We start from the raw sequence: 15,258 nt of genomic DNA on the forward strand, positions 1-15,258 counted from the left end.
CCCTCGCGGTCAACCGCCCCCTCGATCAACCTCAGCTAGACGTGCAGGGTGCCGGTCAGGATCTCCTTTCCCCAGCCGCCGCCGGTCACGTACGCGTCGGCGACGGGGATCTGCCACACGCCGCATCCGTGTGCGTGACGCAGGCGCCCCGTGCCGCCCGTCACCACGTACACGTACTGCGCAGTGCCTGGCGTCTTGCACAGGCTGCCGATCGCCTCGACCTGGATCGTCGAGCCGTCGGCGGCGGTGAAGTCGCCGTGCTTGTCGATCGGGCCGCAGTCGGCGCCGCCGAACTCGCCGTAGTGGATGTCGACCTCGAAGTGGCCGACGACCGGTCCCACGCCGGGCAGCGAAGCGCCGGTCAACGTGTCCGACAGGCAGAAGTCGCCGGACGCGTCCCCGGCCGGGCAGGCGTGGTAGGTGAACACGCCCTCGAACGTCGCGTCGACGTGCGCGCCGTTCACGCCGTTCACGCCGTTCGCCGGAGCGGCGGCCTGCGCCGACGGCATCGCGCAGCACACCGCCGACAACACTCCCGCCGCGAGGCCCACGGCCGTTCTCCTGGTACGCGCCATCGTCGTTTCTCCTTCGGGGATTCGCGAGAACAGAACGGGAACTGATGTCCGATCGCCGGTCCAGACTTGCGCCGGGCCCACGGCGGCGTCCAATACTTGATCCGGGCCGGGGCATAAGCGCCGCTTATCAGGCCACGTCGAAGGGCCGGAGCCGTGATCGAAGTCCGCTTGCTGCGCTCGTTCGCGGTGATCGCCGAGCTGGGGTCGTTCACCGAGGCCGCGCGGCATCTGCACGTCTCGCAGCCGGCGCTGAGCCAGCAGATCAAGGCCCTGGAGCACCAGCTGCGGACGCCGCTGTTCGTCCGCTCGTCCGGCCCCACGCGCCCCACGCCGGCCGGCGAGCAGCTGCTCCGCCACGCCCTGCGCGTCCTGGCCGCGGTCGACGACGCCACCGACGCGATGCTCGGCCTGGCCTCCGCGCGCACCGGGCGCCTGCGGGTCGGAGTGGTGGTCGGCGGCTTCTGGGACATCCTGCATCCGGTGCTGCGCGCGCTGGCCGAGGAGGTGCCGGAGGCCAGGTTCCGGGTCCGGCAGATCCCCTCGCAGGACCAGCTGGCCGCGGTCCGCCGGGGCGACGTCGAGGTGGCGCTCTACCGCCGCATCGCCGAGGAGTCCGAGGACGGCCTGGTCGTCACCCCGCTGCGCGGCGACCCGCTGATCGCCGTCGTCGCCGAGGACCACCCCGCACTCCGCCCCGACGGCACGCTCCCCCTCGCCGACCTGGCCGGCGAGCGCTTCGTCGCCTTCCGCCGGGTGTGGATGCCGCTGACCTACGACCGCTGCCTGGCAGCCTGCCACGACGCCGGCTTCACCCCCGACATCGCAGAGCACTGCGAGGACCCGCTGACCATGGCCTTCGCCGTCGCGGGCGGCGCGGTCGCCCTGACCGGCGCGGGCATGGCCGGGCGCTATCCGGGGCTGGCGTACCCGGTGGTCACGCCGGTCCGCTCAATCGCGGAGGTGTCGCTGGCCTGGCGGCAGGACGCCGACAACCCGCTGCTGCCGGTGTTCGCCAAGCAGGTGCTGGCGTTGTGCGGGGATCCGGTCGAATACTGGCGATGACGGCTGAGTTCTGCTCGATGCGGCTCAGCCCGACTCGGCGCTGTCCGACTCGGCGCTGCTCAGCTCGGCGCACCCACCGGCGCACCCACCGGCGCGGCCGGCGCCGGACACGTCGCACCCTGCGGTGCGACCGACAGCGACAGGTTCGGGACCTGCAGGGCACCGAGGATGGTCAGCTCCTGGACCTGCGCCGTCACCGGGCCGAACTTCGCCACGCCGGCCTTGATGCCCCACCAGCCCGGCTGGCCGCCGAGGCCGGAGCCGCCCCAGCCGGTCAACGGCGGCGTGCCGACGGTGATCGCGGCGGAGTCGTCGCCGATCAGCACCTCGGGGTTGGTGAAGCCGGATGTGCCGACCACGCCGTTGAGGTTCAGCTGGCCGGTCGCCCTCGTGAGGTCGATGACGATGTTGGAGGCCTTGATCTCCCAGGTACCGGGGTTGTTGTCGTTCGCGGTGATCATCAGCACCACGCTGAGCGGCCCGACCGTCTGGGGCACCGCTATGCACAAGCCGTTGATCTGCCCGTTCGCGAACGCCATGCGCAGCACGTCGCGGGTCCCGCTGCTGCCGTCCGGCTTCGTGTACTGCTCCGGGGCGACGACGAGCCCGAAGTCCGTGCCGTAGAGCGAGCTGGTGGCCAGGGTCCCGCTGCCGCCCTCGACGCTGACCTGGGTGGCGAGCGTGCCGGTGGCGATCGCCGTGCCGAAGCCCGCCGCGATCGTCAGGGCCGGGACGAGAACCAGCGCCGCGCGGCCCCAGCGCGTGCCGCGGCGAGGCGGCGGTGCGGACTCGGCCGGGTTCACGGGCTGGTCACCGTCAGTGTGGCGGCGGGGATCTGGACCGGGTCCGGCGGCGGCGTCGTGCCGGTCGCGTAGGAACGGATCGCGTACACGGTCGCCTGGAAGTCCTTCACCGTCGAGGAGACGTTGAAGAACGACGAGGCCGCGTCGACCAGTCCGGTGTCGTTCGGCGGCGGATTGCTGGAGCAGGTGATGATGATCAGGTGCAGCCACGGGATGCAGACCTGCGTGATGGCGCCCCAGAAGTCGGTCGTCACGCCGGGCGCGCCGAGGGTCATGCCGCTGGAGCTCGAGGTGAGCGAGACCGTGTAGGCGCCCGCGCCGTCGCTGGTGGTCAGCTTCAGGTTCGTGACGCCGGTCAGCGCGGTGAACGTGTAGTGGTTGAGCTTGGTGGTCAGGCACGCACCGGTGGAATCGGTGCCGGCCAGCGTGATCGTGACGCCCTGCACGGTGCCGAGGCTGTTCGCGGAGAGGCTGTCGGCGGAGATGGTCATCGGATGCGGGCTCGGCACGAAGTCGGGCTGGTCGCTGCCGGTGGCCGGGACGCACGTCGCGGTCGCGGCCGTCGCGGCGTGCGTGGCGGCCGCGCCAGGCAGGACGCCGACCACTGCGAGCAGCGCCGCCATTATCAAGGCCCGACGACGTGGCACCATCAGCGCGCCCCTGCGGCTTCAGCCTGTTTCCGGTCCCGCCGCCTCGGCTTCTTGTCGCCCCACCCCAGCGTCATCGACGCACCGACCACGCCGACGAACATCCCGAGGAAGAACCCGCCGAGGTTCGACCCGATCAGCGACCCGATCGCCAGCAGCGCACCGATCGCGCCGAAGGTGAAGCGCTGCTTGGGTGCCAGCCACACGATGAACCCGCAGGCCATCAGCCCGCCGCCGAACAGGTAGCCGCCCATGCCGGTCAGGCCGTGCGCGACCAGCAGCTGGATCGGGGCCATCGCGTAGTGCAGAATCACCCAGCCGCCGGTCATCATCCAGGCGCCGCCCCAGAACGGACGCGTCCGGCGGAAGGCGCGGAACCACTTCCGGACGCCGTTCGCCCCCTGCAAGGCCGACCGCCCCGCCCGGCTCAGCATGGCGACGCCGGCAGCGTGCCGGTGTAGACGTTGACCGTCAGGTTCGGCAACGTCAGCTGCCCGACGATGTCCGCGTCGTACGCCGTGGCGTTCAGCCCGGCCAGGTCCACCTTGGCCCCGGCCGTCGTCCCGGTGGCCGCCGAGACACCGAACGCCCCGGTCGTCACCGGCGCCAGTCCCGGGCCGGTCGAGGTCTGCGTCCCCAGCGGGACGCCGTCGACGGTCACCGTGTCAGCACTCTGTCCCAGCACCGCGTTCGCCAGGTTCGTCGTCCCCAGCGCCTTCAGCCCGGTGGTCTGGAAGAACAGGTCGTTCGCCGCGATCGGGTTCGCCGCGGCCGGCGGCGTCCCGGTGAACGTCGGCGGCGACGCGGTGATGCTCGGCAGCACCTGGTCGCCGCCCTTGAGCACCAGCTCCACGTTGACCGGCACCGCGGACGTGCCGAAGTTCTGCGACACGATCGCGCAGAACCCGTTCAGGCTCGCCTTGGCGAAGCCGACGCGCGCCATCGGCGTGCCGGAGGCGGCTCCGGACACGGTCTGGTTCACCAGCGCGGCGCCGAACCCGCTCGTGTTGTAGACGGCGTTGGAGTACAGCTGGAACTGCGAGTTGCTCACCATCAGGTTGACCGCCAGCGCCCCGCTCGCCACCTCCGCGCCGAGCCCGCCGATCGCCGTCATCGACGGCACGAACGCACACGCCCCGCGTCCCCACCGGGTCCCGCGCCGCGTTCCATCGTCGGCCATCTCCAGCATCCGCCGGTTCCACTCGCGCACCGCGCCGACGACCCGCGCCACGGGCCTCGACCCCGACCCCGCCTTCTGCCGCCAGCTCATATCCCGGCTCCCGGCTGGATCCTGCGGAACCACCGACGCTTCTTCTCAGGCTTCTTCGGCATCCAGCCGAACGCCATCGACCCGCCGAGCACCGCGAAGAACATCCCGACGAAGAAGCCGCCGAGGTTGCACAGCGGGAACGACACGACACCCAGCACCACCGCGATGACCCCGCCGACGTACCGCTGCGACGGCATCACCAACACCAGCGCCGCGATCAGCCACAGCGCGACGCCAGCACCCATGCCGTAGATGCCGCCGACGCCGATGTGCGGAAGGTACTTCGGCGGCGATTTGGTCAGGTAGAACAGGATCAGGCCGCCGAGCGCGATCCAGACGGCGGCGTAGAACGGCCGGGTGCGCCGGTACGCGCGGAACCAGCGGTAGAAGCCCAGCGCCAGGTTCGGCAGCAGGAGGCCCGCGACCAGCAGAGCCAGCGCGAGCGCGGCGGCGTACAGGTGGATGATCGCCGGCTGCTTCCCGAACGGGCTGATCGCCACGTAGAAGAGCAGCCACGCGGTGCCGGCGATCCAGATCGCGGCATAGCGCGGACTGGTGCGCCGGAAGTGGCGGAATCCACGGGCAGGCTCCGCCGGCTCGGGTTCATCGGTCTCGGGTTCATCGGTCTCGAGTTCATCGGACATGTCAGGCCTCGCATCACGATGTCGGGGAGGGTGACGGGGCCCGGACTGCCGGACCCCGTCCGCTGGAACCTCAGTTACAGACCGGTCCCGCCGTGCTGCCCGCGGAGTTCCCCGGCTTGTTGATGCCGAGGCCGAAGTTGGTCAGCGTGGTCGTGGTCGTGATCGCGGCCTGCTGCGGCGTCGCGTTCAGCCCGCTCACGTCCGCGGCCGCCTGGGTCGCGTCCAGCTCGAACTGCCCGGCGCCGTCCTGCACGCCGGCCGCCGCGTTGTTCGCCGCCGCCTCGCCGAGGTACACGGCGCTGGTGTTGGAGTTCGGCGTCAGCGTCACCGACGGCAGGCTCAGGCTGGTGGTGTTCAGCGCCAGCCCGGAGAACTTCGCGATGTTCGCGTCGTTGTTGACCGTCGCGTACGTCGTGTTGCCGTCGTTCGGCGTGTAGATGTACAGGTTCACCGGCACGCTCAGCGTCCCGATCGTGAAGGTGTGCGACGCGTGCACGCACAGCCCCTCGATGTACGCGGTCGGGATGCCGACTTCGCTACTGGCCGCGTTGCCCGAGCCGACAGTGTCCGGCAGCGCCACGATGCCGCCGGGCGCGGCGATGTGGCCGGAGCTGATGTTCATCGAGTCGGTGGTCAGCGAGATGCTCGAGGCGAGCACGCCCTCGTACATCGCGAGCGTCATCCCGATCACGGCGGCCATCGCCGGCATGCCGACGATCGCCGAGCGGCGCCATCTGGTGACGCCCTTTGCTTCGGAGCTCATTGCTTGGTCCTCCCTAGACGTGTGACCCATGAAGAACCACCGCCGGCGTGGTGAGAGGACGATGTCACCGGCGTTTCAGGCCGCCAACGAACAAAAGATCGATTTACTCTCCCTTTGCCGAGTGTCACATCGGAGCCGTGGTCTCAGTGAGCGTCGGCCGGCCGCCGATCCCCCACGACAGCGAGAGCGGCCAGGTGTGCATCGAGACCCGCCCGATCACCTTCGGGACCTCGCCCCACCCGAACTTCCGCGAGTCCGCCGAGCCGTCGGGGTTGTCGCCGAGGTAGAAGAAGTGCCCGGCCGGCACGGTCTGCACCTGCGCGACCGTCGACCCCGAGCCGTCGGCCTTGCAGCACGTACCGCCGAACGCGTCCTGCCCGGCCCACGCCGGAACCCGCACCCGATACCAGGGGCCTGATCCGGCTTCCTGAAGCAGCACCTGGTAGGCGTCGTCGGTCGAGGAACGGATCTCGACCTTGTCGCCGGGCACCCCGATGACCCGCTTGACGATCGTCGTGTTCCGGACCGATTCGTTGAACACCACGACGTCGAACCGGTGCACCTGATCCGCCGACCCCGGCGTGACCAGGAACCGGCTGCCGTTGCGCAGCGTCGGCTCCATGCTGTGGCCGTCCACGGTCCGGCTCTGCGTGGCCAGCGCCCCGACCGCCGTGACCAGCAGCACCACCAGCACGCCGACCACGGCCCCGGCGATTCTCAAGGCACGCATGAATCCCCTCCCTACCGACCGGTAATGATTGGCGAGCAGGGTAGAGGCGCGAACGGCAGGAAGAGAAGAGCCCGGAAGCTCCGGACCTACTCGCGGTCGGGAAGCAGCGCCACGCGCGTGACGATCCGCGCGATCCGCTCGGCGGTCCGCTCCGGGGAGTCGACCGGCTGCACGATGTTGCTGACCGTCAGCCGCACCACGCACTCCACGGCCAGCTCCCGCGAGTAGTCGTCGACCTCGGGCCAGGCGTGCGCGGCGTAGGCGCCGAGCATCGCGGTCGCGGTGTCCAGCAACGGCTCCGACCGCGTCGTCAGGTGTGCGATCAGCTCGCCGTCGCCGCCGCGCTGGCTGGTGATGACCGCCTTCAGCAGCTCGTTGTCGGCCGCGGTGCGCAACGTGAACTCGATGCCCGCGGTGACCCCGGCACGCAGGTCCGCGCCGTGTCCGTCGAGCACCTCGCGGATGCCGTCCAGGAACCGGTCGACCTCGCGCATCACCAGCGCCTGGCCCAGCGCGTCCTTGCTGCCGAACTCGGTGTAGCAGGTCTGCCGGCTCACCCCGGCCCGCTCGGCGACGTGCGCCATGCGCAGCCCGGCCCAGCCGGCGTCGGCGACCAGGCCGTACGCGGCGTCGAGCACGCGGTCCCGCAGGCTGGTGCGGACCGATTCGGTGTAGCGAGTCATCCCTGGCGATTGTATTCAACCCCGGCCTCCGGGCCGTCGCCGACTGCTTGACACTCCCAATGTTTCTGTCTAGTTTCTGGACACTGCTCGCACTTTTGTAAGGCACTTCTCGATTCACGAGGGAGCGGACCATGACGGCGATCGCCGTGTCCGGACCCGCCGAGAGCTCCTGGCGGGACGGCAAGAAATACCTCTGGCCGCTGGGCCTGCTGGTCCCGATGATCCCGTGGATCGCCTGGGGGCTGGCCGCGGCCACCGGCCTGGGCGTCGCCTGGTTCGCCGGACCGATCCTGGTGTTCGGGATCTTCCCGTTCTTCGACTGGGCGATCGGCAAGGACTCCGACAATCCCCCGGACTCGGTGCTGGCGTTCCTGGAGAGCCAGCGCTACTACCGCTGGTGCACGTACCTCTACCTGCCGCTCCAGTACGCGGGGCTGGTGACGGCGGCCTGGATCTGGTCCACCGGCCGCCTCGACACCGTCGACGCGATCGGGCTGGCGGTCAGCGTCGGCACGGTCGGCGGCATCGGCATCAACACCGCGCACGAGCTCGGCCACAAGAAGGACGACCTGGAGCGCTGGCTGTCGAAGGTGGCGCTGGCGCAGACCCTGTACGGGCACTTCTACATCGAGCACAACCGCGGCCACCACGTGCGCGTGGCCACTCCCGAGGACCCGGCGAGCTCGCGGCTCGGCGAGAGCTTCTACCGCTTCTGGCCGCGCTCGGTCGCCGGCAGCTTCCGCTCCGGATGGCATCTGGAGAAGGCCCGGCTGGAGCGCTCGGACCGCCGGCCGTGGACGCTGCGCAACGACGTGCTCAACGCCTGGGCGATGTCGGTCGCGGTGTTCGCCGCGCTGATCGCGGTGTTCGGCGTGCGGATCGTGCCGTACCTGCTGATCCAGGCGGTGTTCGGGTTCTCGCTGCTGGAGGTCGTGAACTACCTGGAGCACTACGGTCTGCTGCGGCAGAAGAACGGCGACCGCTACGAGCGCTGCGCGCCCCGGCACAGCTGGAACAGCAACAACATCGCCTCGAACGTGCTGCTCTACCACCTGCAGCGGCACAGCGACCACCACGCCAACCCGACCCGGCGCTACCAGGCGCTGCGGCACTTCGACGACGCGCCGGAGCTGCCCGGCGGCTACGCGACGATGATCGTGCTGGCGTACGTGCCGCCGTTGTGGCGCAAGGTGATGGACCCGAAGGTCGTGGCGCACTTCGACGGCGACGTACGGCTGGCGAATCTCCAGCCGCGCAAGCGGGAGAAGCTGATCGCGAAGTACGGGGCGACGGCTGGAGCACGCTCCGGGGCCCGGGCATGAGCGCGTATCAGTGCCCGGTCTGCGACTACGTCTACGACGAGCGCCGGGGCGACCCGCGCGAGGGCTTCCCGGCCGGGACCGCCTGGTCCGAGGTGCCGGACGACTGGACCTGCCCGGACTGCGGGGTCCGGGAGAAGATCGATTTCGAGCGGCGGGACGAGGCATGAACCAGGAAGCGTACAAAGTGTGGGAGTGCCAGGTCTGCGGCTTCGTCTACGACGAGGCGGTGGGCTGGCCGGACGAGGACATCCCGCCGGGCACCCGGTGGGCCGACATCCCGGACGACTGGTCCTGCCCGGACTGCGGTGCGGCCAAGGCGGACTTCGCGATGGTCGAGACGAGCCGTGCCTGAGCGGCCCGGGCAGCAGCGACCGGCACGCTTCGCCCGTCCCGAGCACACGGTCATCGTGGGCACCGGCGTCGCCGGGGCGACCGCCGCACTGACCTTGCGTACCGAGGGATATCAGGGCCGGATCACCCTCGTGGGCGCCGAGCCCGAGGCCCCCTATCGGCGTCCGCCGCTGTCGAAGGACGTGCTGCGCGGCACTGTGAAGACCGAACGCATCCGGCTCAAGCCCGACGCTTTTTGGAGCGACCACGACATCGACCTGCGCACCGGTACCACGGTGACCGCGATCGACACCGACACGGCGACCGTCACGCTGGCCGACGGCACTGGCCTCGGCTACCGCAACCTCGTCCTGGCCACCGGCAGCAAGCCTCGCGAACTGTCGGAGGCGGCCGGCGTGCCGGGTGTGCACCATCTCAGGAGCCTGGCATCAGCGAAGGCGCTGGCGGCCGCGTTGGCCGATCACCCCTCGGTGGTGGTGATCGGCGGCGGCCTGGTCGGTCTCGAAATCGCCGCCTCGGCGCGAAGCCTCGGCTGCTCGGTTTCCGTTCTGGAAGCGGCTGATCGGCCGATGAGCCGCGTCCTCCCGGCCTGGCTCGCGGACCCGCTGGCCGCTCTGCACTGGGACCGCGGTGTCGAGATCCACACCGGCGTCGCCATCACCGGGATCGAGCGCAACGCGCGCCGTGGCAGCAGCTACGGCGTGACCGCTTCGGACGGCCGCGCATGGCATGCGGCGGTCGTCGTCGCGGCGGTGGGCACCGTCCCCGAAACGTCGTTGGCCGAAGCCGCGGGGCTGCTGGTCGCGGACGGTATCGTCGTGGACGAATACGGCCGCACCTCCGCCTCCGGCGTCTTCGCCGCGGGCGACGCGGCGAACCTCCCTGACACGCTGCACGGCGGCCGGCACCGCGGCGAGCACTGGAACGAGGCGATGGAGCAGGGCGCGGCGGTGGCCAGGACGATCGCCGGGCAGCTGACGCCCTACCCGCGGCTGCCCTGGTCGTGGTCCGACCAGCACGGCGTGACCATCCAGGTCTGCGGCCGGCCGGAGCTCGGCACCGAGCACGAGGTGCAGGGCGACCCGGCGGCGTGCGACGCCTCGGTGGTGTTCCGGCGACGGGACAAGGTGGTCGGGGTCGTGGCGATGAACCGGCCGGCGGAGTTCCGGGCGCTGCGGCAGCTGGCTTTGGCCGCGCAGGAGTAGGGGCTCGGGAGTCGGTGTCCAGGAGTTGGCGGCACTCACACTTTCCCGCCTCGGTCATAGTCCCGCCACAGTGATCGCCCCGACCCTTGACGCAGCTCGTGAGCGGGGCGAGAGTAGCGCCCATGGCTGCTGATCATGACCGCCTGGTCGTCGCCGGCACCCGACGGTACGGCCGACTGCCGAGCCGTCCGGCCGTCGTCGACCCGCTCGCCGAGTACCAGGGCCTGGCCCGGGCCCGCCGCCGACTGCGGCTGAAGGAGTGGGTCGGCTTCACGCTGCTGCACCCTGAGATCTATTCCTCGCTGATCCTCCAGGACGCGCACTATCTGGCCAGCTCCGAGATCTACGTCTACGACCGGGCCTCGGCGCGCCTGCACCAACACGCGGCGAACGCCCTCGGCGGCTCGCTGAACCTGCCGCACAACCTGATGGACAACAGCTGCGCGATCGCCCAACGCGGCTACCAGATCGCCTACGACTTCTCCGAGCAGACCGGCCGGCACCACATCAAGGTCGACATAGCCGCGTCCGCCCAGGCCCCGGCGATCACCGCCGATCTCACGCTGGACGCGACCGCGTCGAGTGCGCCGCTCTCGGTGAGCTCGCTCCTGCCCGGCGGGCAGATGTACACGCACAAAGCCCTGTACCCGGTGTCGGGCACGCTCTGCGTCGGCGACACGAAAGTCACCTTCTTCCCCGAGCGCGATCTCGCCGTCCTCGACGAACACCGCTCGCTGCTCCCCTACCGCACGCGCTGGGTCTGGGGCACGTTCGCGCTCCCGACAGAGGACGGACCGGTCGGCGCGAACTTCGTCAACCGGCCGGAGATCATCGGCCAGCCCGAGGAGTCCTGCCTGTGGGCGCCGGGCTCCTGCGAGCCGCTGTCCAACATCAGCTTCACCAAGCAGGCCGGCGGCACGAGCGCGCCGTGGCGGATCGCGTCGGCCGACGGGCGGCTGGACGTCGTCTTCACGCCCGAGGGACGCAAGACGGTCAAGCACCACCTCGGTGTGGTGGCGATCGACTACTTCCAGATGTTCGGCAGCTACACCGGCACCCTACGCACCGGGGGTGGTAGCGCTGGCAAGGACGGCGGTGGCACCGCCGACGGCACGGTCGTCGAAGTGAAGGACGTGCACGGCGTCTGCGAAAGCATGGACGCACGGATGTGAGTCGCTATCATGGATCGCGCGTGACCTACGCCGAACCTCCTGCGGCCGTCCCCAGCACGGCCTGACCACCGGAGGCAAAGGGACCCACCGTCTCAGGTCGCTGTCGAGGTGCCGCCGTTCCGGGCGGATCGCTGGGGGATCACCGTTCGGGGCGTGGAAGGCCGAGATGACAGCGAACAAGAGGTTCAAGAAGCGGGTGCGTTCCCGCGCCGCCAAAACCGGCGAGTCCTACACCGCTGCCCTCCGGCACTTCCGTACAGCTTCAGGAGGAGCTGAGGTGTCGCAACAGCGATCAGAAACAACGGCAGGCAACGGGAAGCGCGTTTCGGTGGCGGTGGCGCAGACCACCGTCGCGGACGACCCACGGGACGTCGCGGCGCTGCGGGCCGCCGGCGCGCAAGTACGGGACCTGATGCGGGAGGCGGCCGGGGCCGGCGCGCGGCTCGTGCTCTTCCCCGAGGGCGCGATGTGCGCGCCGAACAAGCGGGTGATGTCGTCGCTCCCGGACGAGGTCGGCCCCTCGGACTGGTCCCGCTTCGAGTGGGACGTGCAGCGCGAGGAGCTGACGGCGGTCGCGAAGCTGGCCGGCGAGCTGCGGCTGTGGACGGTGCTCGGCGCCGTGCACCGGCTGACGCCGCCGAACCGGCCGCACAACAGCCTGTACGTGATCTCCGACCGCGGCACGGTCGAGGGCCGCTACGACGAGCGGCTGCTGTCGAAGACCAAGGTGACGCACATGTACGCGCCCGGCGCGACGACCGTGACCTTCGACGTGGACGGCGTCCGCTTCGGCTGCCTGCTCGGGATGGAGGTGCACTACCCGGAACTGTTCGCGGCGTACGAGCAGCAGGGCGTGGACTGCGTCCTGTTCGCGACGACCGGCAGCGGCACCGACGACTGGGAGAAGGCCTTCGCGACCGAAGCCCAGGGCCTCGCGGCGGCGAACGGCATGTGGGTGGCCTTCGCGGCGGCGGCGTCGCAGGGCCCGATCACCCCCTCGGGCCTGATCGCCCCGGACGGCACCTGGTCGGCACGCTGCGCCGCCTCCACCGCCGCCGCGGTCGCTGTCGGAGAGATCGACGACGGCGCGACGGCCGTGGAGATCGCGGTGCGGTACGCGCGACCGTGGCGCCGCGAGGCGCGGAGCGGACTGTACGACGCGCACCGGGTGGTCGCGGATCCGCGCAGCGAGGCGCGGAGCCGCTTCTAAGACCTAGGGAAGTCAGAACCTAGGGAACGCTGGGCCGAGCAGGCGTGCTCTCCTGCGCGGGCATGCTGTTCGACGTCGGCAGCGGATACGGGATCCCCACATCCAACGTCCCCGTCAGCGCGTTCAGCACCGCCTGCTCGGCCACCGACGTGTCGCCGATGTTCACCACCGGCAGCGTCGGGAAGCCGGTGTCCGGCGGCGCGGTCAGGTTCAGCGCGCCGGTGAAGTCGCCGGTGACGCCGCGCCGCCAGGCCGTCAGGTTCGGTACCTCGACGCCGAAGCGGGACTCGATGAACCGCAGCACCGAGGTGTGGTCCAGCGTGCCGGAGTACTTGTAGCCGCCGGCGCTGAACGGCGAGATCACCAGCGCCGGGGTGCGGAAGCCCAGGCCGATCGGGCCGTCCACGCCGCCGGCCGCCGCGGGCAGCGACGCCAGCCACTCCCCGGCCGTGCCCTGCGGCGCGGTCGGCGGGGCGACGTGGTCGAAGAAGCCGCCGTTCTCGTCGTAGACCACGAACACGACCGTGCGGGCCCACACTTCCGGGTTCGACACCAGCGCGGCCAGCACCTCCTGCACGAAGTACTCGCCGTAGTACGGCGGCGCGGCCGGGTGCTCGCACAGCGCGACCGGCGGGATGATCCACGACACCGCCGGCAGATGGCCGGAGGCGATGTCGGCCTTGAAGTCGTCGGGGTAGTTCGGCGTCAGGCCGCGCCCGATCAGCTCCAGACCGGTGATGGAGAAGGGGTTGTCGTAGTTCTTGAAGTACAGCAGCGGGCTCAGCGCCAGCAGGCCGATCGGGTCGTTGTAGACCTTCCAGCTGACCCCGGCTTCCAGCAGCCGCTCGGGCATGGTCTCCCAGCTGAGCTTGCCGGTCTCGCCGATCCGGTTGCTGAAGGTCTCCACCACCGGGCCGCCGTGCGTGCCCTCGGGGTCGATCGAGGCGGACATCAGCATCAGCCGGTTGGGGTCGGTCGGTCCGAGCACCGAGCAGTGGTAGCCGTCGCAGATCGTGAAGGCGTCGGCCAGCGCGTGATAAAAGGCGAGATCCGAGCGCGTGTAATAGCCCATGGTCACCGGGCCGTTGCTGGCGCCGTCGGCGGCCAGGTGCGCGGTGACGAAGGAGTCCATGGCGCCGTCGTTCCAGCTCTGGTGCTGCGTGGCCCAGCTGTGCGAGACGTCGTTCGTGGTCTGCCCGTTCTCCAGCGGCGGGTTGCTCACCAGCCGGAACGGCTGCAGGTACCCGCTCGCGGAGGCGCCGATGCCGGGCGCGAAGCCGAACTGGTTGAAGACCGGGTACTGCGTGCCGCCGACGGTCTGCGTCGGCACCGCCGGGTCGGAGAACCCGCGCACCCCGGACAGCGTCCCGAAGTACTGGTCGAAGGACCGGTTCTCCTGCATCAGGACCACGACGTGCTCGACGTCGCTCAGACTCGCCGCGCCGCTCGCCGACGCCGCCAGCGCCGTGTCCAGGATCTTCTTCTGCGCGTCGGTGGGCTCCCCGCTGTGCGCCCCGACGCCAGCCAGCGCGGCCGCACCGAGCGCCCCCGCCGATCCGGCTATCAGTTCCCGGCGGCTGACGTCGTGGTGCTCCGGACGTGCGGGTTCCGGACGTGCGGACTGGTCGCTCATGGGTTCCTCCGGTGAAGACGGTTCCGATGGCTGCGCTACGCGTCAGTAACCTAACCGTCCGAGGCGTATTGACAAGCCCTGCGACCGGTCAGTGCGGCGACGATCCGGTGAAGGGGAATCGCCGTGGCACCGGGACGCGGACGGCAGCACCGGCAGGGGCGCCCCGCTCGTGACGAACTTAGTTCGTACCGAGGTAGAGTGGAGCACATGGCCCCCGACCCCAAGCAGCGCCGCGCCGCCCGCCACGCCCAGCCTGAGGACGCGACTGAGAACGCGGCCGAGAACGCGACCGCCGCGAAGCCCCGGACGCCGATCACCGTCGGGCGCATCACGGACGCCGCATTGCAGGTCGTGGCCACGGAGGGCTATGACGCGCTGACCATTCGGCGCGTGGCGAACGTGCTGAACACCGGTCCGTCGTCGCTGTACGCGCACATCGTCAACAAGGCCGACATCGACGACCTGATCATCGGCCGGCTGTGCTCGCAGATCGTGCTGCCGAAACCGGACCCGGCGCGCTGGCAGGAGCAACTGCGGGACGTCTACGCGCAGATGCGCGACCTGTACCTGGAGTACCCGGGGGTCTCCAAGGCCGCGCTGGCGATGGTCTCGACGAACCTGGAGATCCTGCGCGTCGGCGAGGGCATCTTCGCGATCCTGCTCGCCGGCGGCATCGAGCCGCAGACCGCGGCGTGGGCCATGGACGGCATGACGCTCTACGTCGCCGGCTACGCGCTGGAGGTCTCGCTGGTGCAGCAGCGGCGGAAGGACCAGGACGCGACGTGGGTTCTGAGCCAGGACGAGATGGTCGGCCGGCTCACCGCGCTGCCCGAGGACACGTTCCCGCAGACCCGGCGTTATGCGACCGAGCTGACGTCCGGCCACGGCCACCAGCGGTTCGACTTCACGCTGTCGCTGCTCATCGAGAACCTCACGCGCGGCGGCTGAAGCTTCCGGGGTGCAGGACGCTCATCCAGATGTGGGTGAGCACGTCCACCAGGGCCTCCTCGTCAGCGAACGGCTCGACCCCGATCGCCGCCAGGTAGTACAGCCGCTCGCCGAGCCAGGTGAGTGCGGCAGCGAGATCGCCGGTGTCCACTGCGCTGCTCGCGCCGCTAGCTCGTCGAAGCGGCGCTCGTCGAGCAGGCGGCGCGTCGCGGCGGCCAGGCTGCCCGCCCCGAGCAGGTC

General features: G+C 70.4%; 18 protein-coding genes and 1 pseudogene. 8 read left to right on the forward strand and 11 right to left on the reverse strand.

Features of this window, described 5'->3' with window-relative positions:
• Positions 1-35: 35 nt before the first annotated feature.
• On the reverse strand, positions 36-575 hold the full coding sequence (locus ABH920_RS30995) for a hypothetical protein (protein ID WP_370352739.1): 540 nt from the start codon (positions 573-575) through the stop codon (positions 36-38).
• 153 nt (positions 576-728) lie between these two features.
• On the opposite strand from ABH920_RS30995, the gene ABH920_RS31000 reads away from it, so the two are divergent.
• Positions 729-1,637, forward strand: coding sequence for a LysR substrate-binding domain-containing protein (locus ABH920_RS31000; protein WP_370352740.1), 909 nt, complete (start codon positions 729-731; stop codon positions 1,635-1,637).
• Between the two features lie 59 nt (positions 1,638-1,696).
• Here ABH920_RS31000 and ABH920_RS31005 read toward each other — a convergent pair whose 3' ends face one another.
• From ABH920_RS31005 to ABH920_RS31040, 8 genes are all read right to left on the reverse strand, one after another.
• Entirely contained in the window at positions 1,697-2,440 is a 744-nt protein-coding gene (locus ABH920_RS31005) for a DUF6230 family protein (protein ID WP_370352741.1), read from the reverse strand.
• Positions 2,437-3,090, reverse strand: coding sequence for a hypothetical protein (locus ABH920_RS31010; protein WP_370352742.1), 654 nt, complete (start codon positions 3,088-3,090; stop codon positions 2,437-2,439). The genes ABH920_RS31005 and ABH920_RS31010 overlap by 4 nt, the downstream gene beginning before the upstream one ends.
• Positions 3,090-3,521 (reverse strand): DUF6114 domain-containing protein, encoded by a 432-nt coding sequence (locus ABH920_RS31015; protein ID WP_370352743.1) that lies wholly within the window; start codon positions 3,519-3,521, stop codon positions 3,090-3,092. Before ABH920_RS31015 ends, ABH920_RS31010 begins: the two co-directional genes overlap by 1 nt.
• A complete protein-coding gene (locus tag ABH920_RS31020; RefSeq protein WP_370352744.1) occupies positions 3,515-4,357 on the reverse strand; it encodes a DUF6230 family protein in 843 nt (280 codons plus the stop codon). Before ABH920_RS31020 ends, ABH920_RS31015 begins: the two co-directional genes overlap by 7 nt.
• Positions 4,354-5,001 (reverse strand): DUF6114 domain-containing protein, encoded by a 648-nt coding sequence (locus tag ABH920_RS31025; RefSeq protein ID WP_370352745.1) that lies wholly within the window; start codon positions 4,999-5,001, stop codon positions 4,354-4,356. The genes ABH920_RS31020 and ABH920_RS31025 overlap by 4 nt, the downstream gene beginning before the upstream one ends.
• A gap of 70 nt (positions 5,002-5,071) precedes the next feature.
• Complete coding sequence (locus ABH920_RS31030; protein ID WP_370352746.1) at positions 5,072-5,764, reverse strand: hypothetical protein; 693 nt, start codon at positions 5,762-5,764, stop codon at positions 5,072-5,074.
• A 124-nt stretch (positions 5,765-5,888) separates the two neighbouring features.
• Positions 5,889-6,494 carry a signal peptidase I gene (gene lepB, locus ABH920_RS31035; RefSeq protein ID WP_370352747.1) on the reverse strand — a complete coding sequence of 202 codons (606 nt, stop codon included), beginning with the start codon at positions 6,492-6,494 and terminating at the stop codon, positions 5,889-5,891.
• Between the two features lie 86 nt (positions 6,495-6,580).
• Entirely contained in the window at positions 6,581-7,177 is a 597-nt protein-coding gene (locus tag ABH920_RS31040; protein ID WP_370352748.1) for a TetR family transcriptional regulator, read from the reverse strand.
• Positions 7,178-7,308: 131 nt separating this feature from the next.
• Here ABH920_RS31040 and ABH920_RS31045 point away from each other — a divergent pair, with 131 nt between their 5' ends.
• The 6 genes from ABH920_RS31045 (at position 7,309) to ABH920_RS31070 (ending at position 12,437) form a co-directional block, all read left to right on the forward strand.
• Entirely contained in the window at positions 7,309-8,499 is a 1,191-nt protein-coding gene (locus ABH920_RS31045) for an alkane 1-monooxygenase (protein WP_370352749.1), read from the forward strand.
• Positions 8,496-8,666 (forward strand): rubredoxin, encoded by a 171-nt coding sequence (locus tag ABH920_RS31050; protein ID WP_370352750.1) that lies wholly within the window; start codon positions 8,496-8,498, stop codon positions 8,664-8,666. Before ABH920_RS31045 ends, ABH920_RS31050 begins: the two co-directional genes overlap by 4 nt.
• Positions 8,663-8,851, forward strand: coding sequence for a rubredoxin (locus ABH920_RS31055; RefSeq protein WP_370352751.1), 189 nt, complete (start codon positions 8,663-8,665; stop codon positions 8,849-8,851). Before ABH920_RS31050 ends, ABH920_RS31055 begins: the two co-directional genes overlap by 4 nt.
• Positions 8,844-10,055 carry an NAD(P)/FAD-dependent oxidoreductase gene (locus ABH920_RS31060; RefSeq protein ID WP_370352752.1) on the forward strand — a complete coding sequence of 404 codons (1,212 nt, stop codon included), beginning with the start codon at positions 8,844-8,846 and terminating at the stop codon, positions 10,053-10,055. Before ABH920_RS31055 ends, ABH920_RS31060 begins: the two co-directional genes overlap by 8 nt.
• 122 nt (positions 10,056-10,177) lie before the next feature.
• On the forward strand, positions 10,178-11,227 hold the full coding sequence (locus ABH920_RS31065) for a DUF2804 domain-containing protein (RefSeq protein WP_370352753.1): 1,050 nt from the start codon (positions 10,178-10,180) through the stop codon (positions 11,225-11,227).
• A gap of 166 nt (positions 11,228-11,393) precedes the next feature.
• Positions 11,394-12,437: a carbon-nitrogen hydrolase family protein gene (locus ABH920_RS31070; protein ID WP_370352754.1), complete on the forward strand. Its 1,044-nt coding sequence runs from the start codon at positions 11,394-11,396 to the stop codon at positions 12,435-12,437.
• Positions 12,438-12,456: 19 nt separating this feature from the next.
• Here the strand turns inward: ABH920_RS31070 and ABH920_RS31075 are convergent, their stop codons facing one another.
• Entirely contained in the window at positions 12,457-14,070 is a 1,614-nt protein-coding gene (locus ABH920_RS31075) for a phospholipase C (RefSeq protein WP_370352756.1), read from the reverse strand.
• Between the two features lie 207 nt (positions 14,071-14,277).
• Here ABH920_RS31075 and ABH920_RS31080 point away from each other — a divergent pair, with 207 nt between their 5' ends.
• The gene (locus tag ABH920_RS31080; RefSeq protein WP_370352757.1) at positions 14,278-15,018 is read left to right on the forward strand and encodes a TetR/AcrR family transcriptional regulator; all 741 of its coding nucleotides are present in this window, start codon (positions 14,278-14,280) and stop codon (positions 15,016-15,018) included.
• On the opposite strand, the pseudogene ABH920_RS31085 reads toward ABH920_RS31080, so the two are convergent.
• Positions 15,002-15,181, reverse strand: a pseudogene (locus ABH920_RS31085) (hypothetical protein); the annotation flags it as partial. The gene ABH920_RS31080 and the pseudogene ABH920_RS31085 sit on opposite strands and share 17 nt — an antisense overlap.
• Between the last annotated feature and the right edge of the window lie 77 nt (positions 15,182-15,258).

Origin of the sequence: Catenulispora sp. EB89, assembly GCF_041261445.1 — a bacterium.
Taxonomy (GTDB): Bacteria; Actinomycetota; Actinomycetes; order Streptomycetales; family Catenulisporaceae; genus Catenulispora.

What these genes read in the sequence shown, in the direction of transcription:
- ABH920_RS31030 (WP_370352746.1), bottom strand. Translation starts at nt 5,764, where the DNA reads ATGAGCTCCGAAGCAAAGGGCGTCACCAGATGGCGCCGCTCGGCGATC.
- ABH920_RS31065 (WP_370352753.1), top strand. Translation starts at nt 10,178, where the DNA reads ATGGCTGCTGATCATGACCGCCTGGTCGTCGCCGGCACCCGACGGTAC.
- ABH920_RS31045 (WP_370352749.1), top strand. Translation starts at nt 7,309, where the DNA reads ATGACGGCGATCGCCGTGTCCGGACCCGCCGAGAGCTCCTGGCGGGAC.
- ABH920_RS31070 (WP_370352754.1), top strand. Translation starts at nt 11,394, where the DNA reads ATGACAGCGAACAAGAGGTTCAAGAAGCGGGTGCGTTCCCGCGCCGCC.
- ABH920_RS31040 (WP_370352748.1), bottom strand. Translation starts at nt 7,177, where the DNA reads ATGACTCGCTACACCGAATCGGTCCGCACCAGCCTGCGGGACCGCGTG.
- ABH920_RS31080 (WP_370352757.1), top strand. Translation starts at nt 14,278, where the DNA reads ATGGCCCCCGACCCCAAGCAGCGCCGCGCCGCCCGCCACGCCCAGCCT.
- lepB (WP_370352747.1), bottom strand. Translation starts at nt 6,494, where the DNA reads ATGCGTGCCTTGAGAATCGCCGGGGCCGTGGTCGGCGTGCTGGTGGTG.
- ABH920_RS31055 (WP_370352751.1), top strand. Translation starts at nt 8,663, where the DNA reads ATGAACCAGGAAGCGTACAAAGTGTGGGAGTGCCAGGTCTGCGGCTTC.
- ABH920_RS31050 (WP_370352750.1), top strand. Translation starts at nt 8,496, where the DNA reads ATGAGCGCGTATCAGTGCCCGGTCTGCGACTACGTCTACGACGAGCGC.
- ABH920_RS31015 (WP_370352743.1), bottom strand. Translation starts at nt 3,521, where the DNA reads ATGCTGAGCCGGGCGGGGCGGTCGGCCTTGCAGGGGGCGAACGGCGTC.
- ABH920_RS31020 (WP_370352744.1), bottom strand. Translation starts at nt 4,357, where the DNA reads ATGAGCTGGCGGCAGAAGGCGGGGTCGGGGTCGAGGCCCGTGGCGCGG.
- ABH920_RS31010 (WP_370352742.1), bottom strand. Translation starts at nt 3,090, where the DNA reads ATGGTGCCACGTCGTCGGGCCTTGATAATGGCGGCGCTGCTCGCAGTG.
- ABH920_RS31075 (WP_370352756.1), bottom strand. Translation starts at nt 14,070, where the DNA reads ATGAGCGACCAGTCCGCACGTCCGGAACCCGCACGTCCGGAGCACCAC.
- ABH920_RS30995 (WP_370352739.1), bottom strand. Translation starts at nt 575, where the DNA reads ATGGCGCGTACCAGGAGAACGGCCGTGGGCCTCGCGGCGGGAGTGTTG.
- ABH920_RS31025 (WP_370352745.1), bottom strand. Translation starts at nt 5,001, where the DNA reads ATGTCCGATGAACTCGAGACCGATGAACCCGAGACCGATGAACCCGAG.